Genomic DNA, 18615 nt, shown 5'->3' with positions numbered 1-18615 from the left:
CTCGATCCAAGAGGTCCGGGGGCCGGGAACGTCAACTGTCACGGCTCCCGGTGCCATCCACTCCCGGCAATGACGAGTGCCATTGGCACGCGTCAATCAGTGACAAATAGCTCCGGCAGCAACACCCAGGTTATGGGTGACCACGACGATACTGTACAGGTCCTTGAGCTGCAAAAGCAGTTCTTCGATCTTGGCGGTGGCTCTCGGGTCCAGAGCCGAACATGGCTCGTCGAGCAGAATCACCTCCGGCATCACCGCCAACACCCGGGCGATGCACAGGCGCTGTTGCTGCCCGCCGGAAAGGCTTAAGCCGGACCGGTGGAGCTTATCTTGAACCTCTTCCCACAGGATGGCGCGCTTCAAGCTTTCTACCACGATGTCTTGAGTATCCCCTTTTGTGATTTTCGGGTTGTGTTCACGAACCGCAAAGGCCACGTTGTCGAATATCGACATGGGGAAGGGGTTCGGCTGCTGAAAGACCATCCCGATTCTCCGGCGCACGCGAACCACATCCGTGTCCGGCCGGTAGATGTCCTCGCCGTCCAGAATAATGCTTCCTTCCAGGCGGAAGGAGGGGATCAGGTCGTTCAGGCGGTTCAAACAGCGCAGGAAGGTGCTCTTGCCGCAGCCCGAAGGACCGATCAAGCCGGTGATGGACCGGGGTGTCAGCTTCAGGTTCAGGCCGTCCAAAACCCGGTGTGACCCGTACCACGTAGACACTTCTCTCACTTCGACGCATCCGGTTTGCCCTGGGTTCACCTCTTTTAATCCTCCTTAAATCGGCTGAACCGCCCCAGATAGTCCACAACGGCGTTTAAGGCCAGGATAATGACAACCAGGACTAACGCGGCTCCAAAGGCCTTGTCGGCCGCGTTGCCCTCCCCGGCCGGCGAAGAATAATAAATGTATGAAGTGAGCGTGCTACCGGTATTTTGCAGGGTGGCCGTCCAGTGCTGCGGTTCCCACCACGGTTGGGGACCGGTGAGGGTCATACTGCCTCCCAGGCAGAGCCAGACGATGGCGGTATCCCCGGCAATGCGTCCGACGCCCAGGACCACCCCCGTGACGATGCCGGCGGCGGCGGCCGGCAGAATTACCTTGCGGACGGTCCGCCACTTGCTGAGGCCCAGCGCAAAAGCGGCCTCACGGTAGGAACGGGGCACAGACCGGAGCGCTTCCTCGATCGACTTGGTCACAAAGGGGAGGATCATCATCGCCATGGTCAGGGAGGCGACCAAAAAGCTGCGGCCAAAGGCCTTGGCATCCGTCACGCCTTCCACCATCGTACTGAAGACGGAAAGCTTGGGGTGGGTAAAGACCGCCAGGCCGAATACCGCGAAGACGATGGTCGGAACTCCGGACAGCACGTCGATGCCCGTCTGCAGGGTACCGGCCAGGCGCCCCTCTTTAGCGTATTCCGCCAGGTAAATCGCCGTGGCCAGCGCCCAGGGGAGAGCGAACAGGGTCCCGAGGGCGGTTAGAAAGATGGTCCCCAGAATGGGCGCCAGGATCCCTCCGGTGAGAGCCTCGACCAGGCTCGGTTGGGGGTCGGTGGTCAGAAACGGCACATCGAGTACGTGCACCCCTTTGACCACCAGAAACAAAACAATCCCAAGGCAGATCGACAGGGCAAAGACCCCGGAGAACCAGCTCCAAAGGTGTCCGGCCGGATTATGCCTGGCCACGGGATACACCTCCCTTTCGGCTCCAGCCGGTGACCACCCTGGCGAAGAGGCTCAGCAGCACCGAGGAAAACAGAAGAAAAGAAGCGCAGGCGAAAAGGGCGGACTCAATGGCCGGCACCCCCGTTCCCTCCGCATTGTCCACGATCGTGGAGGCCAGGGTGCGCATCGGCTCCAGGAAGAACACCGGGCCATGGGAGAAGCTGGGAATATGGGCGACGCTGCCGGTCACCATGGAGAGGGCGATCGCTTCGCCAACGGCCCTGCCGGTGGCCAGAATCGCGCCGGCCAGAATTCCCTTGCGGGCGACAGGCAGCATTACCTTTACGATGGTGCGCCATTGTGAAACACCGAGCGCATGGGAGGCCTCCTTAATAGCGGCGGGGTACGGCTCGCAAGGCATCACTGGACAGGGCGATGAAGATCGGGGCGATCATCATGCTGAGCACGATCATTCCGGCGAGCAGGCTGGTCCCGTCCATAGCGCAGACGTTAATCATGCGGAGGGCGAGTTCATTGTCGATAAAGGTATCGGCGATAAAAGGAACGACTACGATCAGGCCGACCAACCCATACACCACGGACGGAATCGCGGCCAGGAGACGCACGGTGGATTCGAGCGGCTTTTTCAGCCGGACTGGACACATTTCGACCAGGAATATGGCGCAACCCAGTCCGAAGGGCACGGCGATGAGCAGGGCGCCGAAAGTGGTGTACAAGGTACCCGTGATCAGGGGGAGGGCCCCGAACTGCCAGACCGGATCGCCCGCCCCGCCGACCCAGGCTCCGACAAACTGCTCGTCCCACCCGCCGGTGGTGACAAAAGCCCACCCGTTGGCCTCCAATACGGGTATTCCGCGGCTGACCACAAAGAGCATCACGAAGAAAACAAGTATGCCGCTCAGCAGGGCAAATACCAGAAGCAGCCCTTCAACGAGCTTTTCCTTCAACGGCACGCGCCTCTTACCGGCGGCGGCGCGCTTCGCGGCCGTTTTCACGGGTTGAGCGGCATCGCTGCAAACATTTCCCAAGGCTTGCATCCCTTCCTTAACCCTTATCTTTCAAGAGACCGGCAAGTGCCCCCGCCCGCTTTGCGGCAAGCGGGCGGGAGTGTCCATTTTGAGGAGGGATCTCACTTGCGGCTATTCATCGTCGGCTCGTGCGAGGGTGAAAATATCCTCTAAGTAAGAAGGCGCTTATTTCACGGGCAAGTACTCCTTGGCCACGATCTTCTGGCCTTCTGCGGAGAGAACGCATTCCAGGAATTCCTTCGTCAGGCCGGCGGGCGCACCCTTGGTAACCATGAGGAAAGGCCGTACGGCGCGGTAAGCGCCGCTCTTGGCGTTCTCGACGTCCGGGGTGACCCCGGAGATCTTAAGGGCTTTCACCGTGTGGTCAACGTAACCCAACGAAAGGTAGCCGATCGCGTTTTTGTCTGCGGCGACCGCTTGGCGCACCAGACCGCTGGACGCGCGCTGCTTGGCCATAACCTACCATCTGCCGGTTAAGAGGCAGTTAAGAACGCATTAAAAAAACAAAAAATCTCAAGGGGGGATTTAATCTTCAGCGCCGCCCGCAGACCATCAGAACCAGTTCGACATAGCAATGAGTGTTAATTGTTGGTTGTGGAGACCCGCACGGTGAGACCGCACGGTGCCGGTTTGCGGGTGGGACCCCCACCCGGTGTCAGGACTTTCAGGAGCTTCCTTGAGCTTCCGGATTCTTGAGGGAACCACAGCCGGCTTCTTGCCCAATCGTGCCGCCGGCACCGGGTTTGGAGACGGCGTGCTTAAAGCCGCCGGTGTCCACTCCGCGCAGCTCGAGCACCGCCAGTCTAAAGCTGGTGGACAAAAGCGCCGCATCGGCTGCCGCCCGTTCGAGGTCGCCGACTGTGGCAATCTGCATGATTTGCTGCCGCAGCTGGCGAAGGTCGGGGAAAAACCCATGTATCACCTGCTTTTCCCCGGGCGGGGAGTTGAGAGTCTTCTCCGGGGTCCAGTCGTGCCTTTCTACGCTGGTCACTTCTTCTTCCGCGGCCTGGAGCCTGCTTTGAACCTCCGGGTGGGTGATGCCGTCCTCGCGGGCGAACCGGATTGCTTCCTTAAGCGACCCGGCTATTGTGGAAAAGTGTGCTCTGGCGCAAGCAATGCACCCGATACCGATGCCGATACCGGCGTTGTCTGTAAAACTATGGTTCACATCGACACCTGCTTTCTAAGGCCCAATAATATTTTATCTCTCAGAAATATACTCTCTCCATACTGCAGCGGAATCATTCCCGTGACCAGGGCCTGATGCCTTCTGATTTTCCCTTTGATTTGGCAAAGCGAAACCCGCTATAACACCCAAGGGTTTCCCGTGTGCCGTGCCGGCGTGCCGGGTTTGCTATTGACAATAGCACCGTTTTGTGTACGATATTGGGGTATGGATAAGGAAAACACCGGGGAAAATAGGAGCCTGTGGGAGTATTCCTTTTTTCTACGGCACAAACAAACTATCTGGAAGGACCTAAGTGGGAAGTGCTTTTTAGAAGCCTAATTGCTCATACAGGCTGCCTGGCCGAGGGCGGTTAGGGTTGGAGTCTACAGGAGGCTGTTACCCGTCTTCAGGGAGGTAAAGGCCCGTTTATGAAGCCCGCAAGCGATCCGGCGCCGGTAGTCGGCGTGATTATGGGCAGCCGCAGCGATTGGGAAACGATGCGGCATGCCTCCGAGGCATTGTCCGAACTGGAGGTGCCTCACGAGTGTCGCGTGGTGTCCGCGCACCGCACTCCCGAGTTCCTTTTTGAATATGCGAGTACCGCCGAAGCCCGGGGACTGCGCGTAATCATCGCCGGGGCCGGTGGAGCCGCTCACCTGCCGGGGATGACGGCCTCCCGCACCACCCTCCCGGTCCTGGGCGTACCGGTCCAATCCCGAGCCCTGCAAGGCCTCGATTCGCTTTTGTCCATCGTCCAGATGCCGAAAGGCGTTCCGGTCGGGACGCTGGCCATCGGCGAGGCCGGCGCGGTGAACGCGGCTTTGCTGGCCGTGTCCATACTGGCGCTGACCGACCCTGCTCTGCGGGAAAGGCTGCAATCCCGGAGGCGGCGGGAGACGGCCCGCGTCCTGGAGGAGCAGTTGTGAAAACGGTGTTTCCGGGCGGCCGCATCGGGGTGCTGGGAGGCGGCCAATTAGGCTGGATGCTGGCCCTGGAAGCGAGGCGGATGGGATACGGGGTGGGCGTGCTGGACCCCGTGGCCGGTTGTCCGGCGGCGAAGGGCGCGGACTTATTCCTGCAGGCGCCCCTGGATGATGTCGAGGCCGCCCTGAGGCTGGCCGCCCAAGTGGACGTGGTGACCCTCGAAAATGAGTTCGTGCCGGCCGCGCTCCTGGCCCGGCTCGAGGGAACCGTGCCGGTCCGCCCAAGCGCCGCCGTGTTGCGTACCGTCCAGGACCGCCTGCTGCAGAAGGAGTTTCTCAAAGCGGCCGGTTTTCCCCAGGCACCCTTCGCGGCGGTTGACGATCCCCGGCGCCTTGGCGAAGCTGTCCGCGCGGTCGACTTCCCCGCCGTGCTCAAGAGCCGGCGGGGCGGCTATGATGGAAAAGGCCAGGTGCTTGTGACCGAGCCCGGCGCGCTGGAGAGCGCTTGGCGGGCCATCGGCGGCCGGCCGGCCGTGCTGGAAACGCTCGTTCCTTTCAGGAAGGAGATCGCGGTGGTTCTGGCCCGCTCCGTGCCGGGCGAGATGCGGGCCTACCCGGTGGCCGAAAACGTGCACGTGCGCCATATCCTTCACACCACCAGGGTGCCGGCCGGGGTTTCGGAGCGGACCCGCCGGGAGGCCGAACGGATGGCCTGCGGCATCGCCGAACAGCTCGGGCACGTCGGGGTGATGGCGGTCGAAATGTTCGTTTTGGGTGACGAGAGCGTGCTGGTCAATGAGATCGCTCCCCGGACGCACAACAGCGGGCACTACACTTTCGGCGCCTGCGTCACCTCTCAGTTCGAGCAGCATCTGCGGGCGGTCTGCGGTTTGCCGCTGGGCGATCCCGCGCTGCTCTCCCCCGCGGTCATGGTGAATCTGCTCGGAGACCTTTGGCTGGAGGGCCCCCCGCGTTGGGAAACGGTGTTGTCGCGCCCGAACGCCCGCCTGTACCTTTACGGCAAAGAGGAAGCAGGGGTGGGCCGAAAGATGGGGCACGTCCTGGTCGTCGATGCCGACACGGACCGCGCCTTGCGGGAGGCGGAGGAGATCGCGGCGCGGCTCGGCGCGAGCGGCGCCTCGGCCCCGGCCGGGCGGCCGGCGGCGGGGCGGGCGGAAGATGGGCGCGATGCTGATTAAGAGAGGCGGCGCGCGGTTTCGTTTCCGCAGGGCCGGCCGCGCACCCCGGACACCCGGCCGCTACCACGGGTGCGCCGCCGTGCTGAGCACCAAGCACGGCAAGGAGGCGGTCGTCGCCCCTCCCTTAAAGGCGTTGCTGGGGCTTGCGGTCCAGGTGCCGGCGGGGCTGGATACCGATGCCCTGGGCACTTTTACCGGCGAGGTCGAGCGGGTGGGTACTCCGCTGGAGATTGCCGTGCGAAAGGCCCGCCTGGGGATGGATGCCGCCGGCCTGTCCCTGGGCCTGGCCAGCGAGGGGAGCTTTGGTCCCGACCCCCGCGTCCCGTTCGTACCCCTGCACCACGAACTGCTGGTTTTCGTGGACGACCGGCTCCAGATCCAGGTGGTGGAGCAAATGACGACCCACCGCACGAACTATGAGCACATCACCGCCGCCTCTTTCGCCGACTTGGGCGATTTCCTCGACCGGGCCGGTTTCCCGTCTCACGCCGTGGCGGTGCGGCCGAATGCCGGGTTCAAAACCCGGCCGCCGCACAAAGGCCTCCGGACGGTCGAAGCCCTGCAGGCTGCATTGCGGGAGTGTGCGTCCGCCTCGCGCGACGGTCTGGCCCGGGTGGAGACGGACATGCGTGCCCATATGAATCCGTTGCGGCTCGCGGTCATCCGCCGGCTCGCCTTCCGCCTCGGGCGCCGGCTGCTCAGGCGTTGCCCCGCCTGTGAAACTCCGGGCTGGGGGGTGGTCGATGTGGTCAAGGGTCTGCCCTGCGCGGAATGCGGGCACCCCACCGGGCTGGTCAGTGAATTGGTGGCGGCCTGTCCCCTTTGCACGCACCGTGCCAACCGGCCGCGTTACGATGGTCGGAGGGCGGCATCGGCGCACGCTTGCCCGTACTGCAATCCGTAGAAAACCGAACGGCTTTCGGGAGGTGATGCGGGATCAGAATTTTAGGAGTCAGAATCCAGAATTCGGGAGTTAGGAGTCAGGAACTGGACCGCACGTATTGTGAAGTCCCAGGTAAACCCGATTTTCTTGAATTTTAAGGAGGTTAAAAGTAATGAAATGTCCCGTATGTAATGTCGGCTTGAACATGACCGAGCGGAGCGGCGTGGAGATTGACTATTGCCCGCAGTGTCGCGGTGTCTGGCTGGACAGGGGTGAGCTCGACAAGATCATTGCGCGTGCAGAATCTCAGGATTCGCCGGGGGACAATCGCCCGCGACCGTCGGGGGAACGCCCGCCACAGCCGGAGAAACAAAGTGGTTACGAGAAAAAGCACAAGCGGAAGTCGTTTCTCGGGGACATGTTCGAATTTGATTAACCTCAAGCTCAAGCCGCGGATATGTATTCTGTATTATTCGCGACAACCGCCTCGATTTTGGTTGACTATTGATCGAACAAAGTGCTAGGATAAGGGCTATAATCTTCAAGCAAGCCGGTGTCGGCGCAGCCGGCGGGCGGAAGGCGTGGGTATCGGCGGAGCCGGCGGCGTGTGCGCGGTTAGTCTCTTGCGCATTCGAGGCTGTTATGGGTTGAGGGTGGGTGGTTGACGGCCCTGATTGACCTCAAATTGGGGCCGTTTGCTTTCCACCGGCTCGAGGTTCGTTTTGGTGCTCCGCTGAGTTCACCGAACGCGGCGGATCGGACTTTTTGGATTCAGACCGGATAAGCACTGGGATGGGCACATTGGTGCAGAGAGGGTGGAATGCGTGGCGAACATGTTCGAGGTGGCCCTGGCCAATCTGACGTCCCCGGTAATCCTGTTTTTCGGCTTGGGCGTGCTGGTCGTCCTGGCCAAGGCAAAGGTTGAGTTTCCAGGTTCGATCAGCGAGTTTATCACTATTTACCTTTTGATCGCGATTGGATTCAAGGGCGGAGTGGCGATCGCCGAGGCCGGCCTGACGGTGGACATGGTTTGGGTGATTCTGGGTGCCGTCTTGTTGGGTGCCGTCATCCCGGTTTATTCTTTTTATATTCTCTGGCGGATCGGTAAATTGAAAACCGACGATGCGGCCGCCATCGCCGGCCATTACGGGTCGATCAGCGTGGTCACCTTCTTGGCGGGTACGGCGTTCCTGGGTCTCCTGGCTGTGGATTTCGAGGGTTTCATGTACGGTTTGCCGGCCATTATGGAATTGCCGGGCATCGTGGCCGCCCTGATTCTGGTGGCGTGGATCAAAGAAAAGAATCGGAACGGTTCGGCCCAGGCGAGGAGCACTCTGGGCCGGACGGTCAGGAAGGTGGTCCTGAGCAAGAGCGTCGTTCTGTTGTTGGGCGGGCTGCTGGTCGGTTATATCGCCGGGCCGCGGGGGATGGCCGGCGTGGAGGTCTTCTTCCAGGGTATTTTCCTGGGGATTTTGTGCCTCTTCATGTTGGAAATGGGGACCATCGCGGGTGATAAACTGGCCGACCTGCGAAAGACCGGCTGGTTCCTGGTGCTCTTCGGTATTGTGATGCCGCCCGTAAATGCTTTGTGGGGCTTGGCGGTCGGGATCATGACCGGTCTGGGCGTGGGGGGGACGACGCTGTTGGCGGTGCTGGCCGCCAGTTGCTCCTACATCGTGGCTCCGGCGGCCATGCGGCTGGCCCTGCCCAAGGCCAATCCGGCCCTGTACCTGGGCGTGTCAGTGGGGGTGACTCTGCCTTTCAACCTTCTGGTGGGGATCCCGCTGTACTACTACCTGGCGGATTACCTGATCGGGATATTCAGATGATTTTTTTGCAGCACTAGGGGGGTGATTATGATACATCTGTTTGCCAAAAAGCGGGTCAGCATCATAGTTGAGGGCACTTACAAGGATGCGGTGATCGAACTGATCGAGAATTCGGGAGCCAGTGGGTTTACGGTCTACGGGGACATCTGCGGCAAGGGACAGCGGGGAATGAAAAGGAGCCGCGGCGGGGTCGCCGATGTCTCGTGCAACGTGGAGGTCGCCGTCATTGCCGGCGTGGCCGTGACGGACCGTATTTTGCTTGGGTTGCGGCAGATGATGGACCAGGGAATCATGCTGGTGGTGCACGTGACGGACGTGCAGGTGATGAGAGACCGGTATTTCTCTTGAGTGGAAAGAACGGGAGCGGATCCGCCGTTTCGGTGAGTGGTTGGGTCAATAAATGCCAGGAGGGATGGTCATGGCAGTGAGTGAGTACCAGGTGCGGCCCGGGCCCGAGGGTTACCTGCCGCCTGCGGCGGCGTCCATGGGGGTGGAGCTGCCGGAGCGCGGTGCGGCTCTGGTGGAGGGCCGGGTGGTGCCGGAGGAGGAAGCTTTCCAGGCAATCGCCGAGAAGCTGCTGGCGGCGCGAAACCCGGTGTTTTTCCCAGGGCCGGCGGTCTTGTGGGCCTGGAAGGACGGGGTGGCGGAGAAGGCGGAAGCGGTACTGAAACTGATGAAGGCTGTGGGGGCGCGCGCCATCCCCATGCCGGATTATCGGCCCAAGTATCCGATGATCAACCCGGCGGTGGAGATCAACCCGAACCACCCCAACCTGACGATCTGGCACAACCGGATCGACGTGGGGGTGTTCGTGGGAGTGCACTGTCACTACGCCAACGTGGCGCTAAAGATCATTCGGGGGGGCACCGACTGTTATACCATCGCCCTGTGCGGCGAGATGGGGCACGAGGATGCCATGATCACGTTGCGGGATGTCGATATAAGGAAATTAGAGCGGCTGACGGATATAGCGAGGGCGCTTGCGGCGGCGGGGCCCCTGCGGACCGGGGTGATGCCAAGGGCGGGCACTGCGGTTTAGGGGGTTCGGATCAGATATGCGTAGGAGGTGGTAAAGGCGTGACAACGCAGGGCAAAAGCGTGACAACGCAGCAAGTGGTGGCTCCGGAATACCTTTTTTTCGAAGCGGAACGGGAGCGGCAGTTCATCACGGGCAGTGAGGCGGTCAGGGAGGCGATCAAGCGGGCGAATGTCGACATGGCGATCTCATATCCGATCACGCCGCAGTCCGAGTCGATGCACCTGGTGGGTGATATCTACGCACAAGGGTATTTGAAAGAGTATTTCCGGGGTGAAAGCGAGTTCGCGGTGATGTCGGCGGTTGCCGGCGCCGCCATGGGAGGGGTGCGGGTTTTCACGGCCACGGCGGGTCCCGGAACCCTGAGGGCCTTCGAGGTGTTCCCGACCTGGGCGGGGGCGCGGCTGCCGGTGGTCTGTGCCTTCATGACCCGCGGGATCAATTCCCCCCTTACTATCCAGCCGGATACCATCGAGATGGCCTTTCTGTTGGACACGGGCATATTGATGTTTCACGCCGAGAGTGCGCAGGATCTGTACGACATGATCCTGAAGGCGTTCGTGATCGCGGAGCAGACCGACGTGCACATTCCGGTGGGGGTCTTCACCGACGGGTTCTTCGTCACCCATACGCGCGAAGAGGTGGCGACTGCGCCGGCCGACCTGAAGCTGCCGCCTTACAATCCCTATTCCGCGCCCGTCCCGGTGATGGACATGGAAAACGTCCCGGTGCGGCAGATGCGAGATCCATTCGTTATGAAGAGTAACTTCATCAGTTACGCCGCGCACGCCTCCTGGCAGCAGGAGATTCTGGCGGCGCAGGAGCGGGCGCGAAAACATGTGCGCCGTTATCTGGGGGGGCTTTTGGAGGCGGAACATCCGGAGGCGGCGGTGCTGGTGGTGGCCGCCGGGACCGCGGTGTCCCAGGGCAGGGAGGCCGTCGCCGCCGCTCGCCGGGAAGGTCTGGAGGTCGGGCTGGTGAAGCTCAAGAGCCTGCGTCCTTTCCCGCGGGAGGAACTCCGGATGCTGGGGCGGCAGGCGCGGGCGTTGATCGTGCCCGAGTTCAACCGGGTGGGTTGGCTGGCCAGGGAAATCAAATCGGTGGTGGAGGACACCACCAAGGTGATCGACGCCCCCCGGGTGTTCGGCGGAATGACCATGCCGCCGGAGCTCATACTGGCCCAGATCAGGAGGTGTTACGCTTGAGCAAGGGGTTGTTCAAGATCTCGCCCGGATTTGAGGACGTGATGCCGGCCGAGTACAAGGAACTGGTGAACAACGGTCCCTACGGGAAAGATCTGGGAGTCTCAGACCTGGGAACGTTCAAGGAGTTGATCGAGGAGCACCCGCTGTGCGCCGGCTGCGCCGAGGCCTTGGCCCTGCGCCTCATCCTGGCCTCATTGCCCAATTCCGAGGACACGGTCATCGTGGGGTCGACCGGTTGCAGTTCACTGCTCTTCCCGCAGGTGGCCGTTCAGAACATCCACTCCCTTTTCGGCAACCAGAACGCCGTGGCCACGGGCCTCAAACGGGCGCTCCGGCTCCGGTTCCCGGACAAGGTTAAGGACGTGCTGGTGATCGCGGGCGACGGGGCGACCGTGGACATCGGCCTGGATATGGTCATGCAGTCGTGGTTCCGGCGCGAGCTCATCACCACCATCATGCTGGATAACGAGGTCTATGCCAACACGGGGGGTCAGGAGAGCGGGATGTCGCCGCAGGGGGCGGTGTTGCACATGGCGCCCTTGGGGAAGAAGTTTCCCAAGGTGAACCTGCCGGAAATCGCGCGGGAGGCCGGCTGCGCGTACGTGGCCACGATTTCTCCGGCCCTGCCCAGGCGGTTGGGGAAAGTGGTGCGGCGGGCCATCCTGGTGGCCCGTGAAATCGGCCCCAGTTACGTGCAGATTTTCTGTCCTTGCCCGACCAACTTCAAGTGGCCCTCCGCGCAGGTCTTGCAGAAGATCAGGGACCGCCAGAAGGAAGGGATTTTCAAGGTGCGTGAGTATGTCTCGCCGGAGGCCGAGGCCTACCTGGCCGGACTGGAGGTGGTGAAGCAACATGACGAAGAACAGTAGGACGTTCATCCGCATGTCGGGCTTAGGCGGGCAGGGGGTGGTGACGGCCGCGCACATACTGGGCGTGGCGGCCGTAAAGGACGGGCTTAAATGCGTGGTCAACCCCTTTTTCGGCGCCGAAAAGAGGCTGGCGCCGGCGGAGAGCTACGTGCGGATTGCGGCGGATGACATCTGGGAACGAGGCGAGGTGCTCTTTCCGAACATCATCATGATTTTCCACCCGCACGTGATCACCTTGGGCAAATGCTACACCATGCCGTTTTTCGCCGGCCTGCAGCAGGACGGGAAGATCATCATCAACTCCGACCGGCCGCTGGATTTGCGGGAGGAGGAGTTGGCACAACTGAAAGATCTGGGGGCCGAAGTGCATTACGTGCCGGCCACCCAGGTGGCCGTGGAGGCGGGGGGAACGGCGCTGTCGACAAACATCGCCATGCTGGGGGCTCTGTTGGCGGTGGAGGCGCTGGTCTCTCAAGAAGCGATCCGGGAGGCGATCGCGGAAAGGTTCGGCGGCGGAAAATTCGTGGCGTCCGGTACGACCGCGGCCCTGGACGACGTGCTCAAGAGCAAGTTTGACCGGCTGGCCCAACTGATCGAGAAAAACATGGCGGTCGTGGCGGCGGCTCAAGGCAGCGTCAGTAAATATATTTATTAGAGTGTTAGGGGGCGAGTCGAGCCGTGTACGTTACCGTAAAAGTGGAAGTGGAGAAGTGTAACGGCTGCAAGCTCTGCGTTTTATCGTGCCCGGATCCGAACGTGCTGGCCTACAAGCAGGAGGAGAAGCACGTGGTGGTGAACGAGCACCGCTGCAAGGGCTGTGGTTTGTGCGCGACCGTGTGCCCCGAGGAGGCGCTGACGGTCAGCGGTAATTAAGGGGAAAGCGATCAGTCGGCACACCGGTCCAGCCGGCAGGACCCAGGCGTTTTCCGGCTCCCGGCGCGGCGCGCCGGAAAAGGCGCGGGAGGAGGAGTTGCGGAAAGATAATGGCCGGACTGCAACGCGAAGTGGACCCGGAGTACCTGTTCTTGGAAGCACCCAGGAGGCAAGTTTTCATCACGGGCAGCGAGGCGGTGGCCGAAGCGGTCAAGCGTGCCAATGTCGACATGGCCGTCGCTTATCCCATCACCCCGCAGAGCGAAAGCATGCACCTGGTCGGGGATTTGTACGCCCAGGGCTACCTGAAGGATTACTACCGGGGCGAGAACGAGTTTGCGGTTATGGCCGCCGTGCACGGCGCCTCCCTGGGGGGCGGCCGGGTTTTCACCGCCACCTCCGGTCCCGGAACCCTGCGGGCGATGGAAATGTTTCCGGTTTGGGCCGGGTCGAGGCAGCCCATAGTCTGCGCCTTTATGTGCCGTGGCGTATCTCTGCCGCCCTCCATTCAGCCGGAGAACATCGAGATGGCCATGCTCCTGGACGTCGGCATGCTGATGTTTCACGCCGAGGACGCCCAGGATTTCTTCGACATGATTCTGAAGGCCTACGCGGTCGCGGAGCAACCGGACGTTCACCTGCCGGCGGGCGTGTTTGTCGATGGTTTTTTCGTCACCCACACCCGAAGCGCGGTGCTGCTGCCGCCTGACGATCTGAAGCTCTCGGCCTACGATCCCCGGCGGGCACCGGTCCCGACGTTTGACATGGAGACCCCTCCCATCCGGATGGTCAGGGACCCGCTGCTTAACAAGAGCAACTTCATCAGCTATGCGGCCAACGCCAGTTGGCACCAGGAGATCGCGGCCGCGGCCGAGCGGGCCCGCAAGCACATCCGGCGGTATATGGGAGGGCTTCTGGAGGTGGAAGACCCTGCCGCCGCCATTTTCCTGGCCGCTTCGGGCACGGCGGTGTCGCAGAGCCGGGAGGCGATCAAGGTGTTGAAGGCCGAGGGCATACGGGTGGGGCTGATCAAGATTATGTCGATCAGGCCTTTTCCGGCCCGGGAGATTGAGGCCGTCACGGCCCACGCCGCCCTGATCGTGGTCCCCGAATTCAACATCGGCGGTTGGCTGGCCCGGGAGATCAAAGCTTCAATCGACAACAACCGGAGGGTGGTGGGCGGCCCCAGGGTGTTCGGGGGCATGACCATGCCGACGGAGCTGATTGTCGACCAAATTAAGAACGCTTTGGTTCGTTCCGGAGCGAAACGGCCCAGATCCCCACGCCGGGATTTGTCGGGTTGAGGACTTGAGGAGGAGCCCATGTCCACCAAGATCATTACGCCGGTCGCCCAATTCGCGGAACTCCTACCCCAAGAATACAAGGACCTGGTGGCCCACGGTCCCTATCACGAGCGCCGTTCGGTGCGGGATCTGGGTACTTTCAAAGAAATCGTGGATGAACACCCGCATTGTGCCGGTTGCGGCGTGGCCCTGGCGGTTCGCCTTCTGGCTGCGGCTCTGCCCTCCCCGGCGGACACGCTGATCGTCGGCACGCCCGGCTGCTCGTTTTTCAGCCTGGTCCAGACGGCCCTGAACTACTCCAACACCGCCTTCGGCAACCAGAACGCCGTGGCCGCCGGCCTGAAAAGAATGCTTGAGATCCGTTTTCCCCGGGTGCACAAGGACGTGGTGGTTGTGGCCGGCGACGGGGGCATTGCCGACATCGGCCTTGACCTGACGCTCCATTCCTGGTTCCGGCGGGAAAAGATCACCACCGTAATGCTGGACAACGAAGTATACGCCAATACCGGAGGCCAGGAAAGCGGCATGAGCAGGCAGGGGCGGGTGCTCAACATGGCGCCTCGGGGCAAGCTTTTTCCCAAGATACCGGTTTTCGAGCTGGCCAAGGTCTCGGGTTGCGTGTACGGCGCGCGGGTGACGGTGGCCGGTCCGTACAAGGTCGGGCGGGCGGTCAGGAACGCGGTCCTACTGGCGCGTGAACTCGGGCCGACGTACGTGCAGGTTTATACTCCTTGCCCCACCAATATGAAGTTCCCGCCCGACCAAACGCTGAGGGTGGCTAAGGAGGCGGAAAAGGATCATTATTCTTTCGAGGAATTTATGAGCGCGGAGGCGGCCGAGTACCTGACACGATTGAAAGCGACGTCCGAAGAAAGTGAAAAAGCCCCGGAATTGGCAAAGCCTTGAGCAACGTTTTTTGCCGGATTGTTTTCCCCGGCTTCCGGGCCTCTCGGCAGGCCTGGTGAATTTCACGGCGGGGGTGAATTGTAATGGTGAATTGTAGTATAGTAATCTTGTAGAACGACAAGTAAGGAGGTATATGCATGGGCCATTACCGGAGTGTCCTGGCCGACATGCTCCGGGAGCGGCGGCGTCTCTTGGAGCAACTCCACCATGTGCAGGGCCGCCGGGACGAGATGCTGCACCGCCTGCGGGATGTGGAAAGGCGCATTCTTCAGGAGGAAGAGCGCGGTCCCCGGGCCTATCTGGACCACATTTTCCGAGCGGTACCCGTTCCTGAACAGCCCCGCGACCAAGTATGAAGTGGCGGGTTTAGAATCAAAAAGGTAGGTTTAGAATCAAACAGGCGTTCATTCTGAGGAGGCTTACTTAGACAGCCTCTTTAGTGCTTTCTTAACCAAAATTTAACCTTGCCTTAACCCCCGCTTAACCTTGTTTCGCTACCATTAACTCCAGGACAGAGTCCACAGAGTCCGGGGGGGATTTTTGATCAGCCGGCGTTGGTACGAGCGCATCGTTGAGAAGTGTCTTCTGGGCAGTGCGGTGGCGGCGGTCCTGATCGTGTTTTTGATCGGGGCCTTTGTATTGTTTGAGGGCTTTCCCATTCTCTCCGCCCACGGCCTGGGCTTTCTGCTTGGGAGGGAATGGGCGCCCCTGCAGGGGATATTCGGGGTCTTCCCGATGATCGTCGGCACTTTCTACGCCACCTTCGGCGCGCTTATCCTGAGTGTGCCCGTCGGCCTGGCCTGTGCGGTTTATCTGGCCGAATACGCCCCGCGCTGGTTCGCCGAACTGATCCGTCCGGCGGTGCTGCTGCTGGCGGGTATTCCCTCGGTGGTGTACGGTTTCTTCGGCGTCGTGGTGCTGGTGCCTTTTATAATGAACCGCTTTGGGGGTTGGGGTTTCAGCCTGCTGGCCGCCTCGGTGGTGCTGGCGTTGATGATTTTGCCGACCATGATCGGTATTTCCGAGGACGCCATCCGGTCGGTGCCCAGGTCCTATAAGGAAGGTTCACTGGCGCTGGGCGCCACCCACTGGCAGACCGTGAAAAAGGTCATGCTTCCGGCGGCCCGCTCGGGGATTACGGCCGCCGTTGTCTTGAGCCTGGGCAAGGCTGCGGGCGAGACCATGGCCGTCCTGATGGTGGCCGGCAACGTGGCCGCCATCCCGACTTCCATTTTGGATCCCCTGCGCACCCTGACCGCCAATGTGGCCCTGGAAATGGGCTACGCTTTCGGTGATCATACCCGGGCGTTGTTCGCCAGCGGAGTGCTGTTGTTGCTGATCGTAATACTGCTGAACACTTTGCTTTACTTGCTGCCCAAGAGGACGGGGATTTAGATGCGCGGAGGCTTGCGGGTCGGCCTCAGAATCGAAGAGATCCTGGTCAGTGGCTTTTTGTACCTCTCGGTACTGGTGATATTCGGGGGTCTCGGAGCCATTTTCGGCTACATCCTTTATCATGGCCTCGGGCACGTCAACCTCGAATTTTTGTTGTCGAACCCGAAGGATATGGGGCGGGAAGGCGGTATTCTTCCGGCCATCGTGGGCACCGGCGCGTTGGTGGGTGTGGCCTTGGCCGCGGCCGCGCCGACGGGTATCCTCGCGGCTGTCTTTCTCACTGAGTACGCCCGTCCCGGCCGGTTCGTGCGCCTTATACATTACGGGGTGAACACCCTGGCCGGAGTGCCGTCCATTGTGTTCGGCCTGTTCGGCTTCATCTTTTTTGTGATCTTCTTGGGTTTTGGCTGGTCGATCCTTTCCGGGGGCCTGACCCTGGCCTGTATGATTCTGCCTTATACCATCAAGGCCACCGAAGAAGCCATCAAGGCCGTCCCCCGTGACTACCGGGAGGCCAGCCTCTCGCTGGGGGCCACCCGCTGGCAGACGGTGGCCCGGGTGGTGTTGCCGGTGGCCGCGCCCGGCATCCTCACCGGGGTGCTCCTGGCGTTGGGCAAGGCGGCGGGGGAAACGGCGGCGATCCTGTACACGGCCGGCAGTTCGCTCCACGCGCCCACTTCGATTATGGATCCGACACGCAGCCTGCCGATACACCTGTTTATTCTGGTATCCGAGGGCATTTCCTTCGAAAAGGCGTACGCCACCGCCAGCGTGCTGATCATATTGGTTCTGATGGTCAATCTTTTGGCCATCTACCTGATGCGGACCATGGTCGCCAAACAGCGCGGCAAGTGATCCATAATTAACGCCATTTTTACCGAGGCTTAACCTGGTCTTAACGTGAAGGTGTTATGGTGGTTGCGGAACGAAATGTCAGCTCCACTTAAGAGTATGGGTAAGGAGGGGGTAGCAGCGCCTTTGGGCTTGACCGGCACTAAAAGCCCAATTGATAGGGATGGAGTCGGCGCACCACCAAAGAATTTCCAGGGAGTCGCTTGCGACGATTCATCGTCGCCCATGCGGGAATGAAAAGATTATCCCGGATTCTATTTTGGAGGAGGAAGACAGTATTATGTTTAAGTCCAAATGGATGCTTGTTTTGGTTCTGACACTCTTTGCCGTGTCCGTGCTCGCGGGCTGCGGGCAGCAGGCCGCGCCCCCGGCCCCGGCTCCGGCTCCGGAACTGGAGGGCACGGTCACCATCGCCGGTTCCACCTCGGTGCAGCCGCTTTCCGAGGCGCTGGCCGCGGCATTTATGACCAAACACCCCAAGGTTACCATTAATGTAATGGGCGGCGGATCCAGTGTGGGAATTAAGTCGGCTATTGACGGTACTGCGGACATCGGGGCTTCCTCCCGCGAGCTGAAAGCCGAAGAAGCGGCCCAGGTGCAGCGCATTCAAATTTGCGCCGACGGCATCGCGATCGTCGCGCACCCCGAAAACGAAACGGTTACTATTCTGACCCTGGAGCAGGTGCGCAAAATCTTTGCCGGGGAGATCACCAACTGGAAAGAGGTCGGTGGCAAAGATAAGGCGATCGCCGTAATCACCCGGGAGGAAGGTTCCGGTACGCGCGGCGCTTTTGAGGACATCGTCATGGGCAAGGACGCCAAAATCTCGGCGCAAGCGATCGTCCAGCCGTCCAGCGGCGGTGTCAGGGCGGCCGTGGCCGGCAACCCGGACGCCATCGGCTACACCTCCATGGGTTACCTGGATGATTCCGTCAAGGTGATCGCGGTGGACGGCGTCGCGCCCACGCCGGACAGTATCCGGGACGGCAGTTACCCGGTATCCCGGCCGTTCTTGTACGTGACTAAGGAGGCGCCGGCCGGACTGGTCAAGGAATACATCGACTTCTGCCTGGGTCCCGAAGGCCAGGAAATCGTGGCCGAGGACTATATTCCGTTGTAGAAACCCCTCCCAAAAAAGAGATGGAATGGTTTGCACTTCCCTGTCACGCGCCCGCTTTTGAGCGGGCGTTTTTCCTTGCGTTGAGCGCCGCCCCCAAGGTGTGCCGGGAGTGCGGGGGAGAGTAGGAGGCGGTGGTGCGTACAAGGTCCAATTAGGCGGTGAGAGGCCGGAAATTCAGGTGAGACTCAAAACGGCCTCCCCCCGAGGTTGCCCGGTGTCCCTGCCAGGATTATTTGTCAGTGATTGACGGGATAAGATGGCAGGGATAAGTAGTTGAGGGAGCGAAATGCAGAAATCAGGCCATAGACCTGGTTTTTTTATTTGTGGAGAGAAATAACCG

General features: G+C 61.2%; 23 protein-coding genes. 17 read left to right on the top strand and 6 right to left on the bottom strand.

Annotated elements, in window-relative coordinates:
* Positions 1-96: 96 nt before the first annotated feature.
* From AB1402_10015 to AB1402_09990, 6 genes are all read right to left on the bottom strand, one after another.
* On the bottom strand, positions 97-729 hold the full coding sequence (locus tag AB1402_10015) for a phosphate ABC transporter ATP-binding protein (GenBank protein MEW6541924.1): 633 nt from the start codon (positions 727-729) through the stop codon (positions 97-99).
* Positions 730-764: 35 nt separating this feature from the next.
* Entirely contained in the window at positions 765-1685 is a 921-nt protein-coding gene (gene pstA / locus AB1402_10010; GenBank protein ID MEW6541923.1) for a phosphate ABC transporter permease PstA, read from the bottom strand.
* Positions 1672-2001 carry a hypothetical protein gene (locus AB1402_10005; GenBank protein ID MEW6541922.1) on the bottom strand — a complete coding sequence of 110 codons (330 nt, stop codon included), beginning with the start codon at positions 1999-2001 and terminating at the stop codon, positions 1672-1674. The genes pstA (AB1402_10010) and AB1402_10005 overlap by 14 nt, the downstream gene beginning before the upstream one ends.
* 52 nt (positions 2002-2053) lie before the next feature.
* Entirely contained in the window at positions 2054-2632 is a 579-nt protein-coding gene (locus AB1402_10000) for a hypothetical protein (protein ID MEW6541921.1), read from the bottom strand.
* A gap of 246 nt (positions 2633-2878) precedes the next feature.
* On the bottom strand, positions 2879-3169 hold the full coding sequence (locus AB1402_09995; protein ID MEW6541920.1) for a hypothetical protein: 291 nt from the start codon (positions 3167-3169) through the stop codon (positions 2879-2881).
* Positions 3170-3377: 208 nt separating this feature from the next.
* Positions 3378-3881 carry a hypothetical protein gene (locus AB1402_09990; GenBank protein MEW6541919.1) on the bottom strand — a complete coding sequence of 168 codons (504 nt, stop codon included), beginning with the start codon at positions 3879-3881 and terminating at the stop codon, positions 3378-3380.
* A 428-nt stretch (positions 3882-4309) separates the two neighbouring features.
* On the opposite strand from AB1402_09990, the gene purE reads away from it, so the two are divergent.
* From purE to AB1402_09905, 17 genes are all read left to right on the top strand, one after another.
* On the top strand, positions 4310-4807 hold the full coding sequence (gene purE, locus AB1402_09985) for a 5-(carboxyamino)imidazole ribonucleotide mutase (GenBank protein MEW6541918.1): 498 nt from the start codon (positions 4310-4312) through the stop codon (positions 4805-4807).
* Entirely contained in the window at positions 4804-6003 is a 1200-nt protein-coding gene (locus AB1402_09980; protein ID MEW6541917.1) for a 5-(carboxyamino)imidazole ribonucleotide synthase, read from the top strand. The genes purE and AB1402_09980 overlap by 4 nt, the downstream gene beginning before the upstream one ends.
* A complete protein-coding gene (locus tag AB1402_09975) occupies positions 5993-6907 on the top strand; it encodes a DUF6671 family protein (protein MEW6541916.1) in 915 nt (304 codons plus the stop codon). The genes AB1402_09980 and AB1402_09975 overlap by 11 nt, the downstream gene beginning before the upstream one ends.
* 151 nt (positions 6908-7058) lie before the next feature.
* Complete coding sequence (locus AB1402_09970; GenBank protein ID MEW6541915.1) at positions 7059-7322, top strand: zf-TFIIB domain-containing protein; 264 nt, start codon at positions 7059-7061, stop codon at positions 7320-7322.
* Positions 7323-7719: 397 nt separating this feature from the next.
* Positions 7720-8715: a sodium-dependent bicarbonate transport family permease gene (locus tag AB1402_09965; protein MEW6541914.1), complete on the top strand. Its 996-nt coding sequence runs from the start codon at positions 7720-7722 to the stop codon at positions 8713-8715.
* A 27-nt stretch (positions 8716-8742) separates the two neighbouring features.
* Entirely contained in the window at positions 8743-9063 is a 321-nt protein-coding gene (locus AB1402_09960) for a hypothetical protein (protein ID MEW6541913.1), read from the top strand.
* A 70-nt stretch (positions 9064-9133) separates the two neighbouring features.
* Positions 9134-9754 (top strand): carbon monoxide dehydrogenase beta subunit family protein, encoded by a 621-nt coding sequence (locus AB1402_09955; GenBank protein ID MEW6541912.1) that lies wholly within the window; start codon positions 9134-9136, stop codon positions 9752-9754.
* A gap of 59 nt (positions 9755-9813) precedes the next feature.
* Complete coding sequence (locus AB1402_09950; GenBank protein MEW6541911.1) at positions 9814-10956, top strand: transketolase C-terminal domain-containing protein; 1143 nt, start codon at positions 9814-9816, stop codon at positions 10954-10956.
* Complete coding sequence (locus AB1402_09945) at positions 10953-11825, top strand: thiamine pyrophosphate-dependent enzyme (GenBank protein MEW6541910.1); 873 nt, start codon at positions 10953-10955, stop codon at positions 11823-11825. Before AB1402_09950 ends, AB1402_09945 begins: the two co-directional genes overlap by 4 nt.
* Entirely contained in the window at positions 11809-12480 is a 672-nt protein-coding gene (locus AB1402_09940) for a 2-oxoacid:acceptor oxidoreductase family protein (protein MEW6541909.1), read from the top strand. Before AB1402_09945 ends, AB1402_09940 begins: the two co-directional genes overlap by 17 nt.
* A gap of 23 nt (positions 12481-12503) precedes the next feature.
* Complete coding sequence (locus tag AB1402_09935) at positions 12504-12698, top strand: 4Fe-4S binding protein (protein MEW6541908.1); 195 nt, start codon at positions 12504-12506, stop codon at positions 12696-12698.
* Positions 12699-12808: 110 nt separating this feature from the next.
* Positions 12809-14002 (top strand): transketolase C-terminal domain-containing protein, encoded by a 1194-nt coding sequence (locus tag AB1402_09930; GenBank protein MEW6541907.1) that lies wholly within the window; start codon positions 12809-12811, stop codon positions 14000-14002.
* An 18-nt stretch (positions 14003-14020) separates the two neighbouring features.
* A complete protein-coding gene (locus AB1402_09925) occupies positions 14021-14908 on the top strand; it encodes a thiamine pyrophosphate-dependent enzyme (GenBank protein ID MEW6541906.1) in 888 nt (295 codons plus the stop codon).
* A gap of 137 nt (positions 14909-15045) precedes the next feature.
* Positions 15046-15264, top strand: coding sequence for a hypothetical protein (locus AB1402_09920; protein MEW6541905.1), 219 nt, complete (start codon positions 15046-15048; stop codon positions 15262-15264).
* 184 nt (positions 15265-15448) lie between these two features.
* Entirely contained in the window at positions 15449-16303 is an 855-nt protein-coding gene (pstC, locus tag AB1402_09915) for a phosphate ABC transporter permease subunit PstC (GenBank protein ID MEW6541904.1), read from the top strand.
* Positions 16304-17158, top strand: coding sequence for a phosphate ABC transporter permease PstA (gene pstA, locus AB1402_09910; protein ID MEW6541903.1), 855 nt, complete (start codon positions 16304-16306; stop codon positions 17156-17158). It begins immediately after the preceding gene.
* Positions 17159-17435: 277 nt separating this feature from the next.
* Positions 17436-18275 (top strand): phosphate ABC transporter substrate-binding protein, encoded by an 840-nt coding sequence (locus AB1402_09905; protein MEW6541902.1) that lies wholly within the window; start codon positions 17436-17438, stop codon positions 18273-18275.
* Positions 18276-18615: the final 340 nt, after the last annotated feature.

The sequence above is a fragment of the Bacillota bacterium genome, from assembly GCA_040757205.1.
GTDB lineage: Bacteria > Bacillota > Desulfotomaculia > Desulfotomaculales > Desulforudaceae > Desulforudis.
The sequence above is the reverse complement of the archived record's forward strand: the minus strand, read 5'-3'. Positions and strand labels throughout refer to the sequence as shown.